Origin of the sequence: Rhizobium bangladeshense (assembly GCF_001662075.1) — a bacterium.
GTDB lineage: Bacteria > Pseudomonadota > Alphaproteobacteria > Rhizobiales > Rhizobiaceae > Rhizobium > Rhizobium bangladeshense_B.
Genome location: NZ_LYPL01000013.1, coordinates 30,433 through 51,375, shown reverse-complemented (window position 1 = coordinate 51,375; position 20,943 = coordinate 30,433). Strand labels below are relative to the sequence as shown.

The window sequence follows — 20,943 nt, the reverse complement described above, 5'->3', positions numbered from 1 at the left end:
TCAGCAAGAGGCGCGCCCATGTCCAGCAACTCGCTTGTCAACGAACCGGTCGAAGATCTCGCCTCCCGCCTGGAGACAATGACGGACGACGAGCTGTTTGGGACCATGAACGATCTGGAAAAAGCGAGCAACGCTGCCGAGGAAGGCGACGCGGTAGAAGAGATTATATCCCGCATTGCTTTGGCCGAAAGCGAGATCGAGCGGCGCTATCCCGGTCGACTGCTCGCACCGTATCGCGAATGGAAGCAAAGGCAACCGCTGCTGTGACGGTTGCGGGCCGGTTTGCGGCACAAAAGACAACCGATGGAGATTTCGATGAGCAGTTCCGAGACAACGACGGACCACAGAAAAATTCGCAAATGGGCGGAGGACAGGAATGGCAGGCCGGCGGCCATCAGGACCGGCGGCAAAGGCGGCGTCCTGCGCATCGATTTCGGAGAAAAGGAAGAGGAATTCGACGAGATCGACTGGGACGAGTTCTTCAGAATCTTCGACAAAAACAAGCTTGCCTTTCTCTACCAGGATGAGACCAAGGATGGAAAGACAAGCCGCTTCAACAAATTCGTCGAGCGTGACTGAGCGCCTTGACGCGGCGATCTGATCGCTGCGTTCCTGCTAAGGAACGTTGTCATTTGCGGCCAAGCGCCTGGATCCGCCATCTTCGAATGCGGGCGGGCCAGAACGTTTGGCCGCTGCCCTCGCTTGAAAGCGGTCAAAGCTCGAGCAGAGCGTACGGCCTCCCGGTCGGCTTCTCGACATGGGCGGCGACATTGTAGACCGGTGCGCCGCCCGGTGTGCGGCCCTCATAGGATCCGCGATGGGCATGGCCGTGAACGACCGCATTGACCCGAAACCGGTCGATGGTTTCCGCAAGACGTGAAGAACCGAGGAAGGGATAGATCTCCAACGGTTCGCCTGCCACGGTTTCTGCGATGGGGGCGTAGTGCAGCACGACCAGGGAGCGATCGGAACGCACCTGCCGCATGGCGTTTTCCAGGCGCATCGATTCCTCGACGCTTTCGGCGACCATCGCCTTAATGGCGGCTTCGCCGAATGAACCCAGCATATGGCGCCCGAAGCCGCCGGCAAATCCCTTGACGCCAACGAAACCGACACCGGAGATCTCGGCTGCATGGCCGTTCAGCAATTTGACGCCGGCGTCAGTCAGAATTTTGCAGACGTCATCAACCTGACCGCTTTCATGATCGTGATTGCCGAGGACGGCGACGGTTGGCACGGTGCAATGGCGCAGATCGCTGGCAAGCAATTCGGCCTCCTTGGGCCTGCCGAGATCGGTCAGATCACCGGCAATGACCAGGACATCGGCGACCGAGGAAATTTCGGCAAACAGATCCTTGTAAGATTTTGCCCCATCCTCCGTCATATGGAGGTCGGCCACCGCCGCAACCGTCACGCTCTTTCGCTGATCATCCATCGCGTTTCTCCTAATCACCTCGCAGTTCACCTTCGCCGCCGACATCGGCAAAGCCCCATTCCTTGACGTCGATCTCGAAATCGATGCGGGAATACATCCGGCCTCGGCATATTTTCATTTGCGGCAGGGGCAATTCCTGCTGCGCCTTGAGGCGGTCCAAAAGCTCCTCCAGCAGCCACCGGGGAATCTTGTCCCGCTCGGTCGGGTATATCCACCTGAAGTTGAGGACATGGATGAGAAGCACCTCCCAATGCACTTCGAGATAAGCGAGCAGTTTGCGCCAATCGATGGCATCATGGGCCTTCAAGATGACATGCGCGACATCGGCACCATCATAGCGGTGTCTCAGCTGGACGAAACATTTCGACCAGACGAGTTCGGTGGGGCTGACGATTCTGACCGTGTGACCGCACATTTCGACCCTGCGTGCATCGTCGAACCAGTCGTCGCCGACCGGCATGGTTCCGTTCGAGGAAGCGAAGATCACATCAAAGAAGTGATTGCCCTTCAGCACTTTTCCAAGCCAGCGCTCGTCCTCGACTTCGACCGTGTAACCCTTCGATTTGAAGTGACCCAGGATGCGAGCATAGTCGCCGGCCTTGCAGAATATGTCGAAATCCTTCGTCTGGCGCGAGATGCCGGTATAGGCGCAGACGGCGTAGGTGCCGGCGACTAGGAAAGGGATGCGGGATTTGACGAGCTCCTGAACGACTTCGGTAACGAACGGCTCGGCGGCCGGATCGATGAGTTGCGGAACCGCCTTCGCTTTGATCAGCACATCATTGTCTCTGCCGTGTCCGGCTGTTCGTGCGGTCATCGTCGATTCCTGCGTTGCTAAGCAAAGCAACACATGGAGTCGTTCAATGTTCCCGAGGCAAAACCTGTCCGATCAATCCGGAACTTCGCTACCTCCGTGTCGTTTGGGCCATGAGACGCGCGTCCGCTTTCGAGGAAAGCTTCGCGAACCGTATTGGAGAATGTCATGGATAAACGAGCAAAAATATCGACCGGCATAAACGACAGGCCGAGAAATGAAACTGTTACCGGATGCAGCCCCGGCATCCCCTACGACAGCAGCCAGATGGTCGATCTGACCAATGAGGAAATCAGACGCACGAAAGCCTCGCTTCTGCGCGATCGGCTGGACGATCTCAAGGACAAGCTTGATGAGCAGGTCGATCTGCCGCAAAGGGGTGCGCCGTGAGCGAGGTGAGGAAAGGCGGGCCTTTCGCCTCGGGAGCGGGCTACGAGAATGAAAAGCCGCCGTGGCGGATGATGATATTCGTCGCCACGATTTTCCTCGTCGCCTGTCTGGCGGGCCTGGCCTTCATGCTGGCGACGCACTCCGGCGAACCGGATGAGACTTCGCCCGGGCCGATGACGGAGCAGGCGCGATGAGCGAGGGATAAGTTCCTGTTCAGCGGCGCTATCGTCATCTGCCGGCAAATCATCTCCGCCATCCGCGGCGGCCCGCGACGTCAATCGTTTTCCGGCAAGCCTGTAGATCACTCAGGCATAGGCAAAACCTTTAGTCGCACCGACGGACGGAACATTTCGTGCCATGACTTTCAGATCTTCGCGAACCATCTCCGCGACCAGCTGATCAAGACTGGTCTCATGTTTCCAGCCAAGCTGCGTGTGCGCCTTCGTCGGATCGCCAATCAGAAGATCAACTTCAGTCGGGCGGAAGTAGGCGGGATCGATCTCCACGACACACTGACCGGATGTCTTATCGTATCCTTTTTCCTCGACCCCGCTCCCGCGCCAATCAATTGGCATGCCCACCTTGGCAAAGGCCTTGTCCACAAAGGAACGAACCGAGTGCGTTTCGCCGGTCGCAAGGACATAGTCCCCCGGTTCGTCCTGTTGCAGCATCAGCCACATGCCGCGGACATATTCTCGCGCATGTCCCCAGTCGCGTTTCGCATCCAGATTGCCGAGATAGAGCCTGTCCTGCAATCCAAGATGGATCGCAGCCGCCGCTCGGGTGATTTTACGCGTCACGAATGTTTCGCCGCGGATCGGGCTTTCATGATTGAACAAAATCCCGTTCGAGGCATGCATGCCATATGCCTCGCGATAATTGACGACAATCCAATAGGCATAGAGCTTAGCCGCCGCGTAGGGTGATCGAGGGTAGAAAGGTGTCGTTTCGCTCTGCGGAACTTCCTGGACTTTGCCGTAGAGCTCCGAGGTGGAGGCTTGATAGAAGCGGGTCTTCTTGGTCAGCCCCAGCAGGCGAATTGCTTCCAGCAGCCGCAGGGTGCCGGTTCCATCCGCGTTCGCAGTATATTCCGGTGTCTCGAACGAAACTTGGACGTGGCTCTGTGCGGCGAGATTATAGATCTCGTCCGGCTGCGTTTCCTGTATGACGCGGATCAGATTGGTTGAATCGGTCATGTCCCCGAAATGCAAAATGAAGCGAGGATTGTCGACATGGGGATCCTCGTACAGATGCTCGATGCGACTGGTGTTGAAGGACGACGAGCGTCGTTTGAGGCCGTGAACGATATAGCCCTTGTCCAGGAGCATTTCAGCCAAATACGCACCGTCCTGACCTGTTATGCCCGTAATCAGTGCAACTTTTTGGTTCTTTTTCATACCCATATCCATGATTGCCCTCCAACTCGAACAATAGTGCGGCAGTTCATTTATGTATTATTTTCGATTTCAAAGAGTAGATATTTCCAATTATCGTTTTTGGAGTATCCGTGGTGTGAAGCTGGTAATATTTCATGAGGGATTTGGAAAAAAGTTCTGAATCACTGAAATTATAAAGCGCGTGTTTGTCGGGGCTTACATTGTTAATCGCGACAAGGATTTCCGAATTTCGCTGGCTTTTCATTTGCTGCAGGCTGAACTCGACCGCGCGACGGCTCGTCTTTCCCCATCTGACAACTGCCAGTGTTTTTTCCGCGAGCGCAGTCAGAAGCACGGTGTCTGTCGAGGCGAGCACAGGCGCGCTATCGAAGATGACAATCCGGCCGGCCGCGCCCGCCACCTCGATGATATCTGCCAGGCCGTTCGGACGAACGCGTCGCTGAAGACTGAACTTGCCAGATGGAATGAAGTCGATACCGCTTGGATGGTGGTAAACGATGTCGCGTATATCTGCCTGGCCGTTCAGGTATTCGTTCAATCCGTGCTGCAGCCCCGACCTGAAGAACGAATCGAGTTCTCCCCGTCGAAGGTCGCCGTCGACCAGCAGCACCGGAATTGCCGCGGCGGCGAGCTCGATAGCCAGCGATCTTGCGACAAGCGACTTGCCTTCTCCGCTGTGCGCCGACGTAACGACGATACTGTTCGGCAACTTGCCCCCGTTGGATTGTTTGAGCGTCAGGATCACGGTGCGAATTGCCTCGTCAAACATCGGGACCTGCACAAGTCTGAAAATCGTCTTCGGATTTTCCTTCCGCGCCAGCCGTGGGATAAGTCCCGCCGGTATCGTGCGGGCCATTCCTGCTATTTGGTCGAAACTCCGGATGGACCGGTCCCACATTTCCACGGCGAAAGCAGCCGTTACGGCTGCCGAGATCGCAGCCAGAAGGGCGCTCACCAGATAGAAAAGCCGCCCACGTCCCTGCGATCCGAGGGGCACTGAAGCCGGCGATAAGACCTCCAATTCCGCGCCGGGAAGCTTAGCCTTGTCGGCGAGGTCACGGCGCTGGTCCTCAAGCTTGTCGAGTGCCAGCTGTTCCTTATCGGCAATCCGCTGCAGTCGCGTCAGTTCCGTCTGCACCAGGGCGTCACGTGTGCGTTTTTCATGAGCGACATCCAGGATGGTTTGAACTGCGGCAGCCTCATGATCGAGCGCGGCGAGCTTGGCGCGCATTGTCTGGAGATATTGCTTGGTCGCAAAGCTGAGGGCGGCGCGGGATTTTTCGATCTTCCCGCGCAAATCCACGACAGCCTCGGCATTGCCGTCGTATAGTTCAAGCAAGCGAGCAAGATCTCCCTCCTGCGCGCGAAGATCACGTTGCTTTGTGGTGATATCGTCCGGGAGGGCGATGTTCTGCACAGCGACCGAAGCGTTATCCGCTGCCTCAAGCGTCGATATCACCGCCTTCACCTCAACCCGGGTTTCCTCGATTTTCCCTTCGCGGCCGGTGAGTTCGATAAGTGATTTGAGACGCTCATCCTGAGCGTCCTCTTTCGAGACAACGTCCATCGATTCTTGATAGTTTCGGGCAGCCTCGCGAGCAATATCCGCCCGAGTCTTCTGTTCGGAGATGCGCTGCACGATCCATTTTTCCGCTGAATCGAGACGGCTGCGGACACTGCCCTTCCGCTCATCGAGGTAGATGCTGATAACACGATTCGGAACCGCGGCGGCGAGTTGAGGGTCATTCGTCGTGAAGCTGACCTGGACAACGTCGCTCTTGTCTTCGTGCCAGACGCCGAGCGCCTTGTAAAATTCCGGGATGACGGCGTCGATGCCGTCGCGTACCGGCTCGGCGGGTTTTCGCGGATCGAACAGGCCGCGCAACTTTACCCGGATGCTCTCAAACAATGAGACCTCCCGCAGCGCTGGATTGAATTCCGGCCGAAGGTTAAGCCGCAGTTCGCGTACGACCCGCTCTGCAATACTTCTGGACAGAAGCCGCTCCGTCTCCGATTTCGCGTCAAGCAGATCACTGCTGCTGCTGTCCTCTACACCAAGCGATTTTGCGAGAGGCTGGTGGATGATCAACCGGGCCCAGGCCTGATAGACCGGCTTCATCCCAGAGATCATGATCGCCGCGGGCGCCACCAGCAGCACGGTTATCACAATGATCATGACCATTCTTCGTCGCAGCATGCGAAAGGCGGATGCGAGGTCCAGGTTGTCGGCTTTGGTTTCTACTTGAGCGCGAGGGTCATATCGCATCGACGAGATCGGAAGGTTGCGGTCCGGTGGTACAGTGGAAATCGTCATCGTGCGTCAACCCATGCCTGAGGTTTGGAGGACACGGTCAGATATAGTTTTTGGAGCGACTGCATATAAGCCATCATGCTGAAATGGTTGAGATAATGCGCGCGCCCCTGGACGGCGAGGCGGACGCAAAATTCTCGGTCGGACACCAGTTTTGCCAAAGCTGCGGCCAGGGCATTCTGGTCTCCCACCGGCACGAAGATCCCGGTCTCGCCATCGGTAATGACTTCGTCATGCGCCCCAACACGCGTGGTGACGACGGCGAGCCCATGGGACAGTCCTTCGAGCACGGCCATGGCCAGCCCTTCGGCGTGTGACGGTAAAACCAGAATATCTGCACGCGCGCACAAGGCCCGCGCCTCACCGGCGTCAAGCCAGCCAGGCATCTCGACCCGATCGGAAAGCGCCATGGCGTCAGCCAGACGGCGATAGTGCTCGACAGGACCATCGCCGGCCAGCACGGCTCGCCACCGGAGTTCTTTCATAAGCGGGTGGCTCAGGGCCGATAGAAGCTCCGTGACACCCTTGCGTTCGCTCAACCGGCCGAGGAATACGATCAACGGTATCTCGCCGTCACGAATTTTGTGCGTCCCGGGATCGGGGACGCAATTATGGGCGACCACTGCGCGGCGCTCGTCAACACCCAGAAGGGTCGTCAGTGTCGCGCGATCGCGCTGGCCCAGCGCCACGACACGGTCGGCATTCTGAAACATCCGACGTATGAGCCGTTGTTGAGCCGGCGAGCGTTGCGCGAAATCGACGGCGTAATCGTAGTCGTGAAGGTGCAGAATATGGCAGCACCCCAGCAAACGGGCAGCCGTGGTCAGGATCAGTTTGCGTGACGTGCTGCCGCGGCCGGCGATATGGATATGGTGAATGCGGTCAGGCGCAACGATCCGATCCTTTGCCATGGTCAGGATGGCACCGACCAGTCGCGCCGGTGACGTCAATTTAGACCATCGAGCCCCTCTGGTATCGGTGACGAAATGCTCCGTGCCGGTCCCTTTCGCCGTTTCTGTTATATAGCCGACGAGCCTGCCGATGCCCCCGCCATTCTCGCAGCCGCCCGGAAGATAGTGGCGGACGCTCGCAACGCTCCATGCCGCCGGCCGGCTTCTGTCTGTGAGGGCTTCCATCAGCATGACCCGACCACCTCCCGATAAACTGCCGCGGCCTGGCCGCCTATCCGTTCAGGCGAATTTGGTCCCTTGGCCCAGTCGAGCGCGTTGGCACCGAACCTGTTTCTGAGCTCGCCGTTGTCCGCCAATGTCCTGATCGCTGCCGCGAGCTCTTTGGCATCCCCTGGAGGGACCACCATCCCCAGCCCGTTGGGCTCAACGGTGTCACGCAACTCGCCGACGTCAGTAACGATCACCGGTTTGCCGAATGCGGCGGCAAGGTTGAGCACGCCGCTTTGGGATGCTTCCGTATAGGGAAGCACGACGATGTCGGTGTCCAGGAAAAGCTGCGCGACCTCGGTATCTTCGATAAAACGATTGCGAATGTCATACCGGTCGGCATCCCCCATGAGCGGCAGGAATATCGCCGGATTGTCGCCACGGCCCGCGACCGTGACGCGCAGGTTGGGAAGCACGTCCTTGAGCAACGCTTCGGCCCGGATCAGATGCTCCAGGCCCTTATAGGCAAAGATCCGTCCAAAAAGCAGGACGCGTATCGTTCCATCCGCGTCGCGCGGTGCCATCTGCTGTCGCCGGGCGATCTCCGCATAGCGAAGGATCGAAGGATGCGACAAAACATGGACGCATTCCGGCGATTTTGCATATCGGTCGAGGACCATCCGCTTCAGTCCCTCGCCATGCACGACAAGATGTTCCGATTGCTTCACCATCAGTTCAGGGGCCCAGCCGGGCAATGTACGCGTATCGGAGTCGCCCGGGTGGATTTCGACGTCATGGATCGTGGTCACAAGCGGGATCGGGCGCCAGAACGGCACGGCGAGGTTCAGCCAAAGCGTAGAATTGCTGAGGAGATGAATAAGGTTCGGCTGTTCGCGCCGGATCAGGCGCGTGAGCTGGTAGAGGAACCACGGATTGGAGAGAGATCGGTGTCTTGGCCAGTCCAGAAGGTGCAGATCGACAGCTGGGTCGAAGGAAGAGGCCAGATGTGCATAGCGCCGGCGCGGCACGGCAAGCACGACATCGAGGTGCTGGGCAACGCCGCTGGCAAAGGAGATGGTATAGTCTTCCAGTTCGGAAACCAACAGCAGCGCCTTCATTTCGCTACCTCCGGCAGGCCGACGTCCAGACCGAGCCGAGACAGGCCGAGTGCCGAGCGCAAGCTGTCGCGAGTCCGCCTGAGCAGGTTCGGTTCGCCGGCAAAGAAGAGGCCTTCGACGGCAAGCTTGAGCCGGCTGAGAGCATCGGCTCCCTGCAGCTTGGCCGACGCGATACGATAGGGATAGTGATCCGCCAGATGCAGCCTTGCTGGCAGTTCATGGGCTGAAAGAAACAGGTTCGTTGCCTCAACGGTATGCCGCCAGTGCGTCATCCGCCTCCTTAGCGTAGAGGCATCCTCGGTCGAGCGATACCAGTTGTTATTGTGGATGCGGTAGAATCCAAGGGGATCCGGAATGGCAATCACGTCCCCCAGAAACGGATAGATCCCCACGAGCCAGGCATCGGCCGATATCCGGAACTCGTGCGGAATGTTGCCCGCAGCATCCCATGCGCTCCGCCGTACCGCGACGGCTGACGTCATCGGAAAAGGCCACCAACCAGCCGATCTGGCGAGTAGCGACGACAAAGCGCCCGAACACAAGGTTCGAGGGATCGGCTTGGACGTCGGCGTGCCATCGACAAGCGTTGGCTGCAGTCGATGATAGACGAGTGATGCTTTAGGATTGGCACGGAACGCTGCAGCCGTCGCCGACAGCTTGCCCGGCCCCCACCAGTCGTCGGCATCCAGAAAGCACAAGATCTCGCCCATGCTTGATCCGACAGCGGTATTTATCGCAGCCGCCTGTCCTGCGTTCTCCTGAAAGATCACCTTTACGCGGCTGTCATATGCTTGCAGGACAGACCGCGACTGGTCGGTCGAGCCGTCATCGACGACGATTATCTCGACGTTGCGTGCGTCTTGGCTCAACACGCTGTCTATCGCCCGCCCGACAAAGCGAGCGTAGTTGTAATTATTGATGAGGACACTGACGGCCGGCCGCTCCATGACGCGCTCTCAGGCGGGTGGCCACAATGCACCGCTGTGCAGCGCAAAGTTGCTTAAGAGGCCGACCTTTCCGCAGCCATTGCGGTTTGGAGCATCGGTAATGGTGATCAAAATAGGGTATCGGCTGAACCGCATCTCGCGCAGAGCCGATGAGATGGCCGCTGACAGCGCCACGACGAGTAGAGCGCCCGTCGTGTTGCATAGAGAACTAGGATCATGACGCAGGAACATAGCAATCCTAACCTTCCAGGCTTCGACTGCAGAGAAAGTCTCTGTCAGATTTGTTGCCTCATTGCAGCGGAACTGCGGCTTACCCCACCACGCTTCATAAGACATTCATCGCCACGGTACCGATGAACGGACAAGCGCAACACCTGCTCTTAAGGGCAATCGGCGGACATGAAGGCCCGCCCTTTGGGTAAATACCGGCTGGAAGATTAAGCCCAACACCGTCTTTTGGTGGAGCGACGCTGCATTAGGCGTAGCCCACCCTTCACTAGGACAGGTTGACCGCGGATGGGGCTGGATGATTGCTTGAGAGCAGCGCGCGCCACGAAGGCGACACCTGTTTTTGATCTGTCGCGAATCAACAGCCGCTTGTCTGTTCAATCAGTCGGGACGGATAATGAGAGTAGATAGCCTTAGAACTGCCAGCGGGCCAACCATCAGTTGGCGGGTCATAGAATGCTGGGGCGCCGGCATATCCCTTTTATTTCAGGCAGGCGCCCTTCTGCCGCTGATCCTGGCAGATGCCGACGGAGCGCTCAGCGAATCTGCCAGATCTATACTGCGTCTGCCTTGCCTTCCTATATATGTATTTACAGCCGTGATCCTGATACGCAATTTTCCGCAGTTTCTAACGGCGCTCAGGAGAAATCTGCTAGTTCCCCTGATCCTTGCCTTGCCTTTTTTGTCTACCCTGTGGTCGATCGGTCCTTCGACGACCTTGAGGCGCGCAATCGGCCTTTTGTTTTGCGTGCTTCTTTCCTACGTCCTGGCGATACGTTTCACGCCGAGGCAGCTGCTGTTCCTCGTATTTGTAACCCTAGGAACCTGTATCGTCCTCAGTGTGGTTCTTTCTATGGTGTCACCGGCCCTCGCCACCATGCCGGATGGTGATGGTGCTATGCGGGGCGTCTTCATTCATAAAAACGTGCTGGGCTGGTACGCGGCGCTGATGATCTTGGTGGCGACGGCGGTGCTGATCGACGGGACGTTCGGCCTGCGGCGAACCGCGTTCATCCTGTTGGCTGCGGGTATCATCTGCCTCGCGAGCTCCGGATCGATGACGGCAATCATTGCAACGTCAGTCGCGTTTTGCCTGATCGGCTTTTATACCCTCCTGCAAAGAAGCAGCAGCATTGGCCGCGTCGTCATCGTCCTGTTTTTTATTCAGCTGTCTGTCGGCATTCTGATTTCGCTTCACGAATTCCTGGTTCCGGCCCTTGAAGCGCTCGGCAAGGACGCGACTTTGACGGGCCGGGTGCCATTGTGGGAGCTGGTCGATCGCGAAATAGCCGATCGTTGGATGCTTGGGTACGGTTACCAGGCTTTCTGGACAACCGCGAACCCCGAAGCGTTACACATGTGGTTGAAGATCGGATGGGCCGCGCCCCACGCGCATAATGGATTCCGTGATATCTTGTTGAGCTTCGGAATAGTGGGAATGATCCCGTTTGCTGTGATGCTTCCCCATGCAATTCGCCAGGGCGCAATGCTTCATTGTCATGACGCGCAGTACGGGTGGCTCTGGCTCAACGTCCTGACGATCATGATCCTAGTGATGAATCTGACCGAGAGTATTTTTTTCGTGCAGAATGACGCCATCTTCATCCTGTTCACCACAGCGATCATCATGTTTTCGCTGTACGCGCCGGTCGTTTCGGTGAGTCATGCGCCATCGTGGCAAGCGTCTCGAGTGGCCTTATGAGCGGGTCGCAGACATCATGAGGTGGCGTGTTGGACTTATCCTGAGCATCTTGCCTGTCATGCTCTTTCCGAAGTCCGGCAATCCGGCTCCAGCCGGGACAGAAGGGGATGCGCCCGAGCGCCTGCAAATGCTCATCCGGGAAGCGACCTGCGCGGAAGCTTCCACGACTTCGGCAGCCAAATTGAATGGGACTTCTTTACGCGACGCATCGAGCAGCAGCACTGCGGCGCGGACGATATTCTACGTTTCTCCCGACGGAAAAGACAGTTGGGGCGGCCTGCTTCCTACCGCAAATCAGCAGGGGGACGATGGGCCTTTCGCCAGCATCGAAAGAGCTCGTGATGCTGCCCGCGAGAAAGGCGGTTCCAATATGATTGCGCTGGGTAAAGGCGATTACTACCTTACTCAGCCGATCGTCTTTGACGCCCGCGATACGGGTTTGATCCTTACGGCAAGATGCAATGAAGCGCCGATTCTGCATGGAGGGCCACGCCTGGGCAACTGGGCGCGGCAGTCCGATGGCCGCTGGACAGCGCGGCTGACATTGCCGCCGGAGCAAGGCGTCGGTGACCTTTTCGTCAATCGGATACGGCAAAATCGGGCTCGATTTCCCAATGCTCCGGCTGATGGCAACCCCCGCAAGGGGTGGTTATTCGCCGCAAAGTGCGAACCTGCAATCGACATGTGGGAAGGAAACACGCGCTTTTGCTTCCATGCCGGTGATCTTCCGGACGTGGGGGATGCGAGCGGGCTGGTCATTAACATCGTTGGAGGCTATCAACCCGGAAGCCAGTGGGGCAATGATACGCTTCCGGTCGTATCCATTGATGGCGCCGGCCGGACCGTCCATACCAAAGGCACAAGTTACTTCTTTACCGCAGAAGGCAGCCGCTACTTCCTCACCGGCGCCAAAAGCTTGCTCGACGCGCCTGGAGAGTGGTGGCACGACCTTGCCGCGGGCCAGCTTCATTATATCCCGATCGATCAGTCGTTCCCCGATTCCGTCGTCGTTGCTGGCGTATTGCCGACATTTTTGAAGTTGGAGGGGGCCAATGGGGTGGTCGTATCGGGGCTCGAGTTCAGAGATGGAGCGCCCGAAGGTAGCGGCAAATTTTATACGGATACGAGAGGATTTGGCGCCATCCGGATCGAACACGCCGATGGTGTTAAAATCCTTGGCAACAATATCGAGAATGTCGGCGTCGGCGTCCATGTGACGGAAAGCAAGGACGCGTTGATCGCCGCCAACGTGATTGCAGATGTGGCCGGCAACGGGATCTACGTCGGCACGAATTATGGCACCTTCGGCAGGTCGGATGGGTCCAGAATCCTTTCAAACCACATCCATGACATTGGAAAGATTTATATTGAGACCGCCGGAATCTGGTTCCAGGCGGCCAATAATGTCAGGATCGCCAACAACCTGATTGAAAACACGGCGCAGTTCGGGATCGCCGGCGGTTCGCTGTGGGGTGTTAATGACGCGGTCTATAACGCTGCCATCGAGCACAACGTGGTCCGTAACGCCAACCAGCAGACCGCCGACGGCGGCGCCATCAAGATGATGGGTGAGCAGGCCGATTCCTTGAACAGCACCATTCGCTACAATGTCGTGACTGGCACCGGCCACCTCATGAACAGGGCCGACGGGACGTTCTGGCCTCCCGGATATGAAAACATTAGCGAATGGCCGACTCCCATCAGCTGGGCGATCTACACGGATGGAAAGGCGAGCGGGCTGCGCATCGAAGGAAATTCGCTCTCGGGCAACGTGTCTGCGATCGGCATCAACGGCGGCTGGAGCAATTTGGTGACCGGAAACGTCATTACCGGGGGATCGGGCGCGGCTTTTCGCGTGGATGACGGTACGGGCAGAGGCTGGCACCCGCCATGGGCAGGCCCAAATCGTATCGAGAGCAATCTCGTGACAATCAACAATAGCAACGGGCTTGCAGCCTACGTCTATGCTCCCGACCACGGGCCTGAATATGTGCAATTCGCACGTAACCGCTACATCGGCAATTTGAATAGCCAGAGCTTTCGAGTAGATCCGAGGATCATGCGGTCCGGAGAATTTGGCAGTCTCAGCGATCTTCAGAAGGCCGGTGCGGACACGGGAAGCGTAGCCGTACCCCAGTAACAAGGACGCCACCAGCGGGGGTGTTCTCAGGCGATTAAATCAGGCGCCGCGGCAATTTGTACTGCCGATCAAGTTTAGCTTCGTCTTGCCGGCAACTGCCGCAGGCAAGAGCATCGACGAGTTCAGCGTGGCGATCGAATCCAAGGGTTCGCCAGCGGGGAGCTGTCATCTCCCCTATCGGTTCACCATATCTCGCTTCCCGTTGATGCATGTCCCCCGCAACTGTGCAGTGGTTCCGGGGACAACGACATGCGTAAAAACAAAGGGCTAATGCGCGTCGCATCAATCTAATTTGATGCGACGCGCTTCAGTGCTCAAGCCCAACCATCTTTGTTCGGCCGAAACGATATCTTCTTGCAGCTCCTGCCACGATCAATCCGCTATTTCGGGGCCGCGGTCATCACATAAGGAGCGACGTGCTAAGCCATGGGGTACGCAGACTTACTTCGAATATTGTACGTCATCTCGGCGTAAGACGTAAACGCGAAGTCTATTCTACGTCCAATAGCTGGAGCAGCAAGTATGGAGGCAATCGGTCTGGCAGGATATTCTGATGACGGTTTCGGTCGCGAAAGCGTGGGTCATGAGAAAACAACCAGCAGGCAGCCAAACTTCAGTTCTTCATCCAAGGGGCGAGCTAGAATGGACGAATGTCCTTGGTGTTCGCGTTTCGGCAGTCAACCTCGAAAGCGCGACCGGACTTATTCAAAACGCGATCGAAGATGGCAGGAAGGGATATGTGTGCGTTCGCGACGCGCACGGCATCGTCCGATGCCAGGACGATCCTGAACTTCGGTCGATACATAACCGGGCATTCCTCGTCACCCCTGATGGCATGCCGCTGGTGTGGGCACTGAAACGTGCCGGCCATTCGGAGAGCGACCGGGTCTACGGACCCGACCTGATGCTGTCTGTTTTCGACACAGGCAGATCCAAAGGCGTGCGCCACTTCCTCTATGGCGCGACAACCGAGACGCTGGATCGGTTGCAGGCACGCCTTCTCGCAAAATTCCCGGAAGCGCAGATCGTCGGCTCCTACGCACCACCTTTTCATCAATTGTCGCTGCAAGAAGAGACGGATATTGCAGACCGGGTCAATCGGTCAGGCGCGGATATTATCTGGGTTGGTCTCAGCAGCCCCAAGCAGGAGTTCTGGATGGCTCGCATGCGCGATCGTCTTGACGCATCGATCCTCATCGGTGTCGGAGCGGCTTTCGACTTTCACGCTGGATTGAAGCGGCAGGCTCCCAGGATCATTCAACGAAGTGGCTTCGAATGGGTGTTTCGTCTCCTCTGCGAGCCGCGGCGGCTGTGGCGGCGCTATGCGCTGGTCGTTCCGACCTTCATCTCGCTGACAGCTTTCCAGAGGCTGGGACTTCGAAAATTTCCGATCGAAGACGAGGTTTTTGGATCGAGCGCGCCTAAAGCCGTAGCCGTAAAGGTGTAAAGCATCATGTCCTTACTAGCGTCGATATCCGACCTGCCGAAGGCAATCACCTCAAATGATGTGACCGCCACGCGAACGGGTCCGGCAAGTGCTGTCCCGCCGGTGGCAAATGCGACGCCGGGCGCTACGTTCAGCGGGGGGCTAAGGCTGTATATGCCAGCTCCACTCAGGCGCAGGATACCTCGGCTCGCTACGTCGTCATTGTTGGTTGCCGGCGACATAGCCGGTTATCTGATAGCCTATCTTCTTCTTCTGCCGTTCCTTCCCGACGGGTCGGACATGGTGCTGGAGCGTGCTTTCGCCCTCGCTGCCCTGGCAACGATCATTCTTTATGCGTCGAGCGCGCTCTATCCCGGCTATCGGCTTCATGACCACGAGCATCTGCGCCGCCGCACGACGGCGTCCGGCAAGGTCGCTGTCGTCGCAGCGCTTGGAGCGATCCTTCTACCGGAAGGGACGCGACTGCTGCTTCCCATCTTTGGGCTTCTTGGCCTCGGGTTGATTTTTCAGCCTGCCATGCATGGGGTTGCCCGTGGTCTGTCGCGCAGACTTGGTGTCTGGGGAGAGCGGGCGGTTATCATAGGTGGTAGCAACCGTATTCCCGCGCTCATGGCGCATTTCACAGACCATTGGCAGTATGGCATTCGGCCGGAGTCCTGCGCCACCGACATTTCGGAACTGTCACCTGATCAGCGCCCATCGATTGCCCTGATCGCCGATGATACGGGCTCACACATCGCCGAGTTGGCGACGTTGCGGAAAACCTTCGCCGAGGTCATCCTCCTCTCAGATACGCCGAACCTCAAGGTAACCGGATTGCGGCCGGCTGACATCGGCGGAGAGATCGGTGTTCGCCTGGCGAGCAGCGGGGGGGCCGCAAACTCGAACCTGGTGCGTCGCGCCGTCGATCTGGCGATCGCCATCCCCGCAGTGCTGGTGCTTATGCCCGTCATTCTCATTGCTGCTGCGGCGATCTATGCCATCGATCCAGGGCCGGTTTTCTTCAGGCACGCCAGGGAAGGTTTGTTTGGCAAGCCGGTTCACGTCCTGAAGCTCAGGACGATGTACAGAGATGCGGAACAACGCCTCGAAGCGTTGTTCCGAGACAATCCAACTGCACAAGCCGAATGGTCCACTCACTTCAAGCTTCGTGACGACCCCCGCGTTTTGCCGGTGATCGGACATCTCCTTCGCGCATCGAGCATCGATGAACTCCCGCAACTGGTGAATATCATTGCAGGTGAAATGGCCTTGGTAGGACCCCGTCCGTTTCCGGAGTACCACCTCTCGGCTATGGATAGCGAATTTCGTGACAAGCGGCGTTCGGTGGTACCGGGGCTGACAGGCCTCTGGCAGATATCCGAACGAAGCGATGCGGATATCGAGCTGCAGCAGCAACTCGACGGCTTCTACATCGACAACCGATCCTTGTGGTTCGACTGGCACATTCTTCTCAGCACAATTCCTGCGGTCTTGAAGGGCAAGGGAGCTTGCTGACCTGTTTCTCGTCCTGCGCGCAATCATCACAACAATGGAGCACATCAATGCACGGACATAAGCGAGTTTTGGTTACCGGCGGCACCGGATTTCTGGGATCATTCCTTTGCGAAAGGCTTTTGCGAGAAGGCAACGACGTCCTCTGCGTGGACAATTACTACACCGGTTCGCGCGACAATGTGCTGCATCTTCTTGACGATCCTCGCTTTGAGGTGCTCCGCCACGACATTACCTTCCCGCTTTATGTGGAGGTCGACGAGATCTACAACCTCGCTTGTCCGGCATCTCCGGTCCACTATCAGCACGATCCCGTGCAGACGGTGAAGACCAATGTGCACGGGGCCATCAATATGCTCGGCCTGGCCAAACGCACCAAGGCGAAGATCTTCCAGGCATCGACGAGCGAAGTTTATGGCGATCCGGCCGTCCACCCGCAGCCCGAGGAGTATCGAGGCAGCGTCAATCCCATCGGCCCGCGGGCATGTTATGACGAAGGCAAGCGGTGCGCCGAGACGCTGTTTTTCGACTATCATCGTCAATATGGCGTCGAAATCAGAGTGGCGCGGATCTTCAACACGTACGGGCCGCGCATGCAGACCAATGACGGCCGCGTCGTCTCCAATTTCATCGTTCAGGCACTTCAAAACGAGCCGATCACCATCTTCGGCAGCGGCACGCAGACGCGCTCATTCTGCTATGTAGACGATCTGATCGAGGGCTTCATCCGCCTGATGGGGGCGCCGGCCGGTGTTACCGGCCCGATCAATCTCGGTAATCCAGGAGAATTCCAGGTCCGGGAACTGGCCGAAATGGTCATCGAGATGACGGGATCGAAATCGAGCATCGTTTACAATCCGTTGCCGATCGACGATCCGACGCAGCGCAAGCCCGACATTTCCCGCGCAACGCAGGACCTCGGCTGGCAGCCGACGGTGAACCTGCGTGAAGGTCTTGAGAAAACGATTGCATATTTCGAGTGGAAGCTTTCAGGCGGAGGCAAGAGCATGGCCGGCGCCCGGGCCCAGCGACCGGGTTACGCCCATTTGACTACCCCAGCCGTCGGCCTTCCTGTTCAGGAAGCCGCAGCAATCCGGCCATGAACGGCAACGTCGATCATTACAAGGCGAAGCTCTTTCGATGGGATGTGCCGGAAACATGAATGTGCGTAGCGTACCAACAGGCGTTGCCCCTGCGGGCACAAAACAGCGGTTGGGCCCCATCGTCTTTGCGGTCGATGCGGCCTATGCCGTCCCCTTGGCGACCGCTCTTAGATCGGTCGCCGAGAATAACCAGAGCGCATGGCCCCTGGACATCCACGTCATTCATGAGGGCATAGGCGAAGAAACAAAGCGACTGATCTTTGAATCTCTACCGGCAAGTTCTGCCGTCATTCAGTGGCATCCCATCGCCACATTGTCCTTCGCCAGCGGATTTTCCACGCGCCCCGGCGTTTCCAGGATGACTTTTGCAAGGATCCTTCTGCCGCAGTTCCTTCCGCCGACCTGCGACCGGGCTTTGTATCTGGATGGCGACATCCTGGTGCTGACTTCGCTGGAGCAGTTATGGAATACCGACCTCGGCGACGCGGTGATCGGCGCGGTACCCGATTACTGGCTGGACAGTGCCGCGCGCAACGGACCAGATGCAACAGGGGGCGCTCGGGTCAAACGGTATTTCAACGCTGGCATTCTCCTTATCGACCTTGCAAGATGGCGAAACGAGCGAATATCGGAACGATCGCTGGATTATCTTGAGCGCTTTCCGACGACGGAATATTCCGACCAAGACGCTCTCAACGTTGTCTGCGACGGAAAGTGGAAGATCCTGGACCGGGCGTGGAATTTTCAGTTCGAGCCAATGCAGGCAATCGCCGGCATCGCGCTCGAGCAACAGCCCGCCATCGTTCATTTCGTGACCAATGTGAAGCCTTGGAAAACAGGAAGCTTGAGTCCGAACGTCGCCTTCTACGACACGTTTCGGTCCCGGACCCGTTTTGCCCTTACACGTTGGGGGCGCGTTCAGAGCGGTGTGAAGCGTGCAGGTTCCCGGCTGCTTGCCCGATCTGTCTTGTTGAGAACTGCATGGTCCTACACGAAAGCGGCTGTGCGGGCGCACGCCTCAACGTCCGTGCAGAAAGCAAAGTGAAGCCGAAAGACAGGCTGCGGAGGAACAAGCGTGCAACGCGTTGATGTCGTCATTCCCTGCTACAACTACGCTCATTTCCTAGAGGAATGTGTTGAAAGTGTTCTGACGCAAGCGGGCGTCGATGTGCGTGTACTTATTCTGGATGACTGCTCGCCAGACAATACGCCGGAAGTCGGGATGGCTCTGGCATCCCGGGACAACCGGGTCACCTATCGGCGGCACACGGCAAACAAGGGCCACATCGCCACCTACAACGAGGGAATCGAGTGGGCAGGCGGCGATTTATTCCTGCTTCTCTCCGCGGACGACTATCTCTTGCCGGGTGCGCTCGGCCGCGCCTCGGAACTGATGCGCAATCATCCGGATGTCGGGTTTACGTTCGGCAACGCCCTCATTGCCGAGCCGAGTGGCGCCATAACCAAGCGTGTCGATCCCCTCGGCTCCCACGGCGTGCCCGCGACGCAAGTCCTTTCCGGTCCGCAATTCATGCGGTTGAGCGGAGCGAACAACCTGGTGCCGACACCGACCGCCGTCGTAAGAACGACGCTGCAAAAACAGGTCGGCGGCTACAATAAGGAACTGCCGCATGCCGGTGACATGGAGATGTGGCTGCGGCTCGCATCACATGCCGGGGTGGGTTTCATCAACAAAGATCAAGCAGTGTACCGCAGACATGCTTCAAACATGTCGCTACAATACTACGGACAAACTATCCTTCCCGATCTCCGGCAAAGACAACAGGCTTTTGATATTCTGTTTCGCCAAGGCGCCGATAGCCTCAGGCAAGATGAGAAATTAAGACGTTTTCTTGCCAGAGATCTCGGAAAACAGGCGCTTCGGCAGGCCGGCCTGGCATTCAACAATTTCGATGTTGCCACAGCCGTGGCTATTCAACGCTTTGCTCTCGAGGTTTGCCCCGAAGTCAGAAATTCATTGCCCTGGGTCAAGTTGGTCTGCAAACGGGCCATCGGGCCGAAGTACTGGTGCGTCTTGAATTCTATCGGGCGACGAGTCGCAGAATGAGCAGAGATCAACGGGTCCCTGGAACACAAAACCCGGTGACGCATAAGCGTCACCGGGTGAGTCGGGCAGGAACAGCTTGCAAGTTACGAAGATATTCCCGGCTGCTGGGATCAGCATAACGTCTTTGCGCTCATGCCAGACATACCATCCTGGAACAAGTCGTTGAGCTTGAACACAACTTCCGTCCTGTTGGTTGCCTTGACCTTTTTCATGATGTTGCGGACATGCACCTTGACGGTGCTTTCTCGCAGATTGAGCTCATAGGCAATGATCTTGTTTGCCTTGCCGCGCCGCAAGGCTGCGACGACTTCGGCCTGACGATCTGTGAAGATCCCAGCCAGCGGCTGGGCTGTCGAGCTGCTCGACTGCAGCAGGTGACGCATGGCGAACAGCGCGCTTGCGGGCACAAAAAGTCCGCCTGCTACCGATAGCGCGATCAGTTCCATGCAAACGCTAATGCTGACGGAGGCCGGTATGTAGCCTTTGGCTCCGCAGTCGATCGCCCTGACGATCTGGGCGAAATCGTCACTATCAGACAGTATGATGACCGGCGTCGAGACAAATTCGGAGGAAAGGCTCCTGATCTGCTCCGAAACGGCAGGCTCGTCGACCATCTTGCCGCCGACATTCAAGAGGATTGCCGAAAGCGGAGGATATTCTTCGCGCTTCTGCTTCCACTCCTCAATCGATCCGAACGCCAGAATCTGGAAGTCTTCCGTGTGGGCGGCCATGCATTGCGCAAGGCAATGCCGATCAAGTTCCCTCTTGTCGAGAATGACAAGGGAATGCTTCGGGCTTCCCGGTCGGACAAGTGCCGTCGAACCATTTTCCATTTCTAGGGGAAGTGTTATATTTTCCTGCCTGTGGTTTATGTTTATTGAATCCAACGCCTTATCCTCCTAGTCTTTTTCCACGCGTACACAAAGTCGAACATTTAACTCCCCTCGCAGAAAGGAGAGTTTGGTTAACAAAAGTGCTAATTTATTACCACAGTTCTGGGGTTGTCACACTAATTAATAGTGGTTACGCCTGCACCTTTGTTCCATGATTGGCTATCAATAGATCAACTTTTGAAACTGATCAATATATTTCTAAGCAATTTGCATGTCGGTTTGTGACATTACTATATATATTCAATGAAGCTCGCCAAACATAGCCAATCAATGCCCCGTGTTTGATGTAGGGGCAGGATCGGCCACTGGCGGACGGCCGCTGCTGTCGAGCGATGGCC

At 57.3% G+C, this 20,943-nt stretch carries 19 protein-coding genes; 11 read left to right on the top strand and 8 right to left on the bottom strand.

The genetic code is table 11. The features are described 5' to 3' along the window. The first annotated feature begins 18 nt into the window (after positions 1-18). Both A7X77_RS23195 and A7X77_RS23190 read left to right on the top strand, forming a co-directional pair. Positions 19-267 (top strand): hypothetical protein, encoded by a 249-nt coding sequence (locus A7X77_RS23195; protein ID WP_064685191.1) that lies wholly within the window; start codon positions 19-21, stop codon positions 265-267. 48 nt (positions 268-315) lie between these two features. Continuing rightward, positions 316-579 (top strand): hypothetical protein, encoded by a 264-nt coding sequence (locus tag A7X77_RS23190; RefSeq protein WP_064685190.1) that lies wholly within the window; start codon positions 316-318, stop codon positions 577-579. 133 nt (positions 580-712) lie between these two features. Here A7X77_RS23190 and A7X77_RS23185 read toward each other — a convergent pair whose 3' ends face one another. Next, a complete protein-coding gene (locus A7X77_RS23185) occupies positions 713-1,435 on the bottom strand; it encodes a metallophosphoesterase family protein (RefSeq protein WP_064685189.1) in 723 nt (240 codons plus the stop codon). 10 nt (positions 1,436-1,445) lie between these two features. Then, positions 1,446-2,252, bottom strand: coding sequence for a nucleotidyltransferase family protein (locus tag A7X77_RS23180; protein WP_064685188.1), 807 nt, complete (start codon positions 2,250-2,252; stop codon positions 1,446-1,448). Positions 2,253-2,417: 165 nt separating this feature from the next. Here A7X77_RS23180 and A7X77_RS23175 point away from each other — a divergent pair, with 165 nt between their 5' ends. After that, positions 2,418-2,639: a hypothetical protein gene (locus A7X77_RS23175; RefSeq protein ID WP_064685187.1), complete on the top strand. Its 222-nt coding sequence runs from the start codon at positions 2,418-2,420 to the stop codon at positions 2,637-2,639. Further along, positions 2,636-2,833, top strand: a complete 198-nt coding sequence (locus A7X77_RS33170) for a hypothetical protein (protein ID WP_156668148.1) — start codon at positions 2,636-2,638, stop codon at positions 2,831-2,833. The genes A7X77_RS23175 and A7X77_RS33170 overlap by 4 nt, the downstream gene beginning before the upstream one ends. A 111-nt stretch (positions 2,834-2,944) precedes the next feature. On the opposite strand, the gene gmd is transcribed toward A7X77_RS33170, so the two are convergent. The 5 genes from gmd to A7X77_RS23150 are packed head-to-tail and all read right to left on the bottom strand — an operon-like array spanning position 2,945 to position 9,530. Beyond that, positions 2,945-4,048, bottom strand: coding sequence for a GDP-mannose 4,6-dehydratase (gmd, locus tag A7X77_RS23170; RefSeq protein ID WP_064685186.1), 1,104 nt, complete (start codon positions 4,046-4,048; stop codon positions 2,945-2,947). 34 nt (positions 4,049-4,082) lie between these two features. Beyond that, the gene (locus A7X77_RS23165; RefSeq protein ID WP_064685185.1) at positions 4,083-6,350 is read right to left on the bottom strand and encodes a GumC family protein; all 2,268 of its coding nucleotides are present in this window, start codon (positions 6,348-6,350) and stop codon (positions 4,083-4,085) included. After that, positions 6,347-7,489, bottom strand: a complete 1,143-nt coding sequence (locus A7X77_RS23160) for a glycosyltransferase family 4 protein (RefSeq protein ID WP_064685184.1) — start codon at positions 7,487-7,489, stop codon at positions 6,347-6,349. The genes A7X77_RS23165 and A7X77_RS23160 overlap by 4 nt, the downstream gene beginning before the upstream one ends. Beyond that, positions 7,483-8,583: a glycosyltransferase family 4 protein gene (locus A7X77_RS23155; RefSeq protein ID WP_064685183.1), complete on the bottom strand. Its 1,101-nt coding sequence runs from the start codon at positions 8,581-8,583 to the stop codon at positions 7,483-7,485. Before A7X77_RS23155 ends, A7X77_RS23160 begins: the two co-directional genes overlap by 7 nt. Beyond that, on the bottom strand, positions 8,580-9,530 hold the full coding sequence (locus A7X77_RS23150; RefSeq protein ID WP_064685182.1) for a glycosyltransferase family 2 protein: 951 nt from the start codon (positions 9,528-9,530) through the stop codon (positions 8,580-8,582). Before A7X77_RS23150 ends, A7X77_RS23155 begins: the two co-directional genes overlap by 4 nt. Positions 9,531-10,155: 625 nt before the next feature. Here A7X77_RS23150 and A7X77_RS23145 point away from each other — a divergent pair. The 7 genes from A7X77_RS23145 (at position 10,156) to A7X77_RS23115 (ending at position 19,712) form a co-directional block, all read left to right on the top strand. Continuing rightward, on the top strand, positions 10,156-11,460 hold the full coding sequence (locus A7X77_RS23145) for an O-antigen ligase family protein (RefSeq protein WP_064685181.1): 1,305 nt from the start codon (positions 10,156-10,158) through the stop codon (positions 11,458-11,460). A 16-nt stretch (positions 11,461-11,476) separates the two neighbouring features. Further along, the gene (locus tag A7X77_RS23140; protein WP_064685180.1) at positions 11,477-13,600 is read left to right on the top strand and encodes a right-handed parallel beta-helix repeat-containing protein; all 2,124 of its coding nucleotides are present in this window, start codon (positions 11,477-11,479) and stop codon (positions 13,598-13,600) included. Between the two features lie 583 nt (positions 13,601-14,183). Continuing rightward, a complete protein-coding gene (locus A7X77_RS23135) occupies positions 14,184-15,047 on the top strand; it encodes a WecB/TagA/CpsF family glycosyltransferase (protein ID WP_064685337.1) in 864 nt (287 codons plus the stop codon). Between the two features lie 6 nt (positions 15,048-15,053). Further along, positions 15,054-16,544 carry a sugar transferase gene (locus A7X77_RS23130; RefSeq protein ID WP_064685179.1) on the top strand — a complete coding sequence of 497 codons (1,491 nt, stop codon included), beginning with the start codon at positions 15,054-15,056 and terminating at the stop codon, positions 16,542-16,544. 47 nt (positions 16,545-16,591) lie between these two features. After that, complete coding sequence (locus A7X77_RS23125) at positions 16,592-17,644, top strand: UDP-glucuronic acid decarboxylase family protein (RefSeq protein WP_064685178.1); 1,053 nt, start codon at positions 16,592-16,594, stop codon at positions 17,642-17,644. A 55-nt stretch (positions 17,645-17,699) separates the two neighbouring features. Further along, complete coding sequence (locus A7X77_RS23120) at positions 17,700-18,689, top strand: glycosyltransferase family 8 protein (RefSeq protein ID WP_064685177.1); 990 nt, start codon at positions 17,700-17,702, stop codon at positions 18,687-18,689. 30 nt (positions 18,690-18,719) lie between these two features. After that, positions 18,720-19,712 carry a glycosyltransferase family 2 protein gene (locus tag A7X77_RS23115; protein ID WP_064685176.1) on the top strand — a complete coding sequence of 331 codons (993 nt, stop codon included), beginning with the start codon at positions 18,720-18,722 and terminating at the stop codon, positions 19,710-19,712. 110 nt (positions 19,713-19,822) lie between these two features. On the opposite strand, the gene A7X77_RS23110 is transcribed toward A7X77_RS23115, so the two are convergent. Beyond that, positions 19,823-20,599, bottom strand: coding sequence for a response regulator transcription factor (locus A7X77_RS23110; RefSeq protein ID WP_064685175.1), 777 nt, complete (start codon positions 20,597-20,599; stop codon positions 19,823-19,825). Between the last annotated feature and the right edge of the window lie 344 nt (positions 20,600-20,943).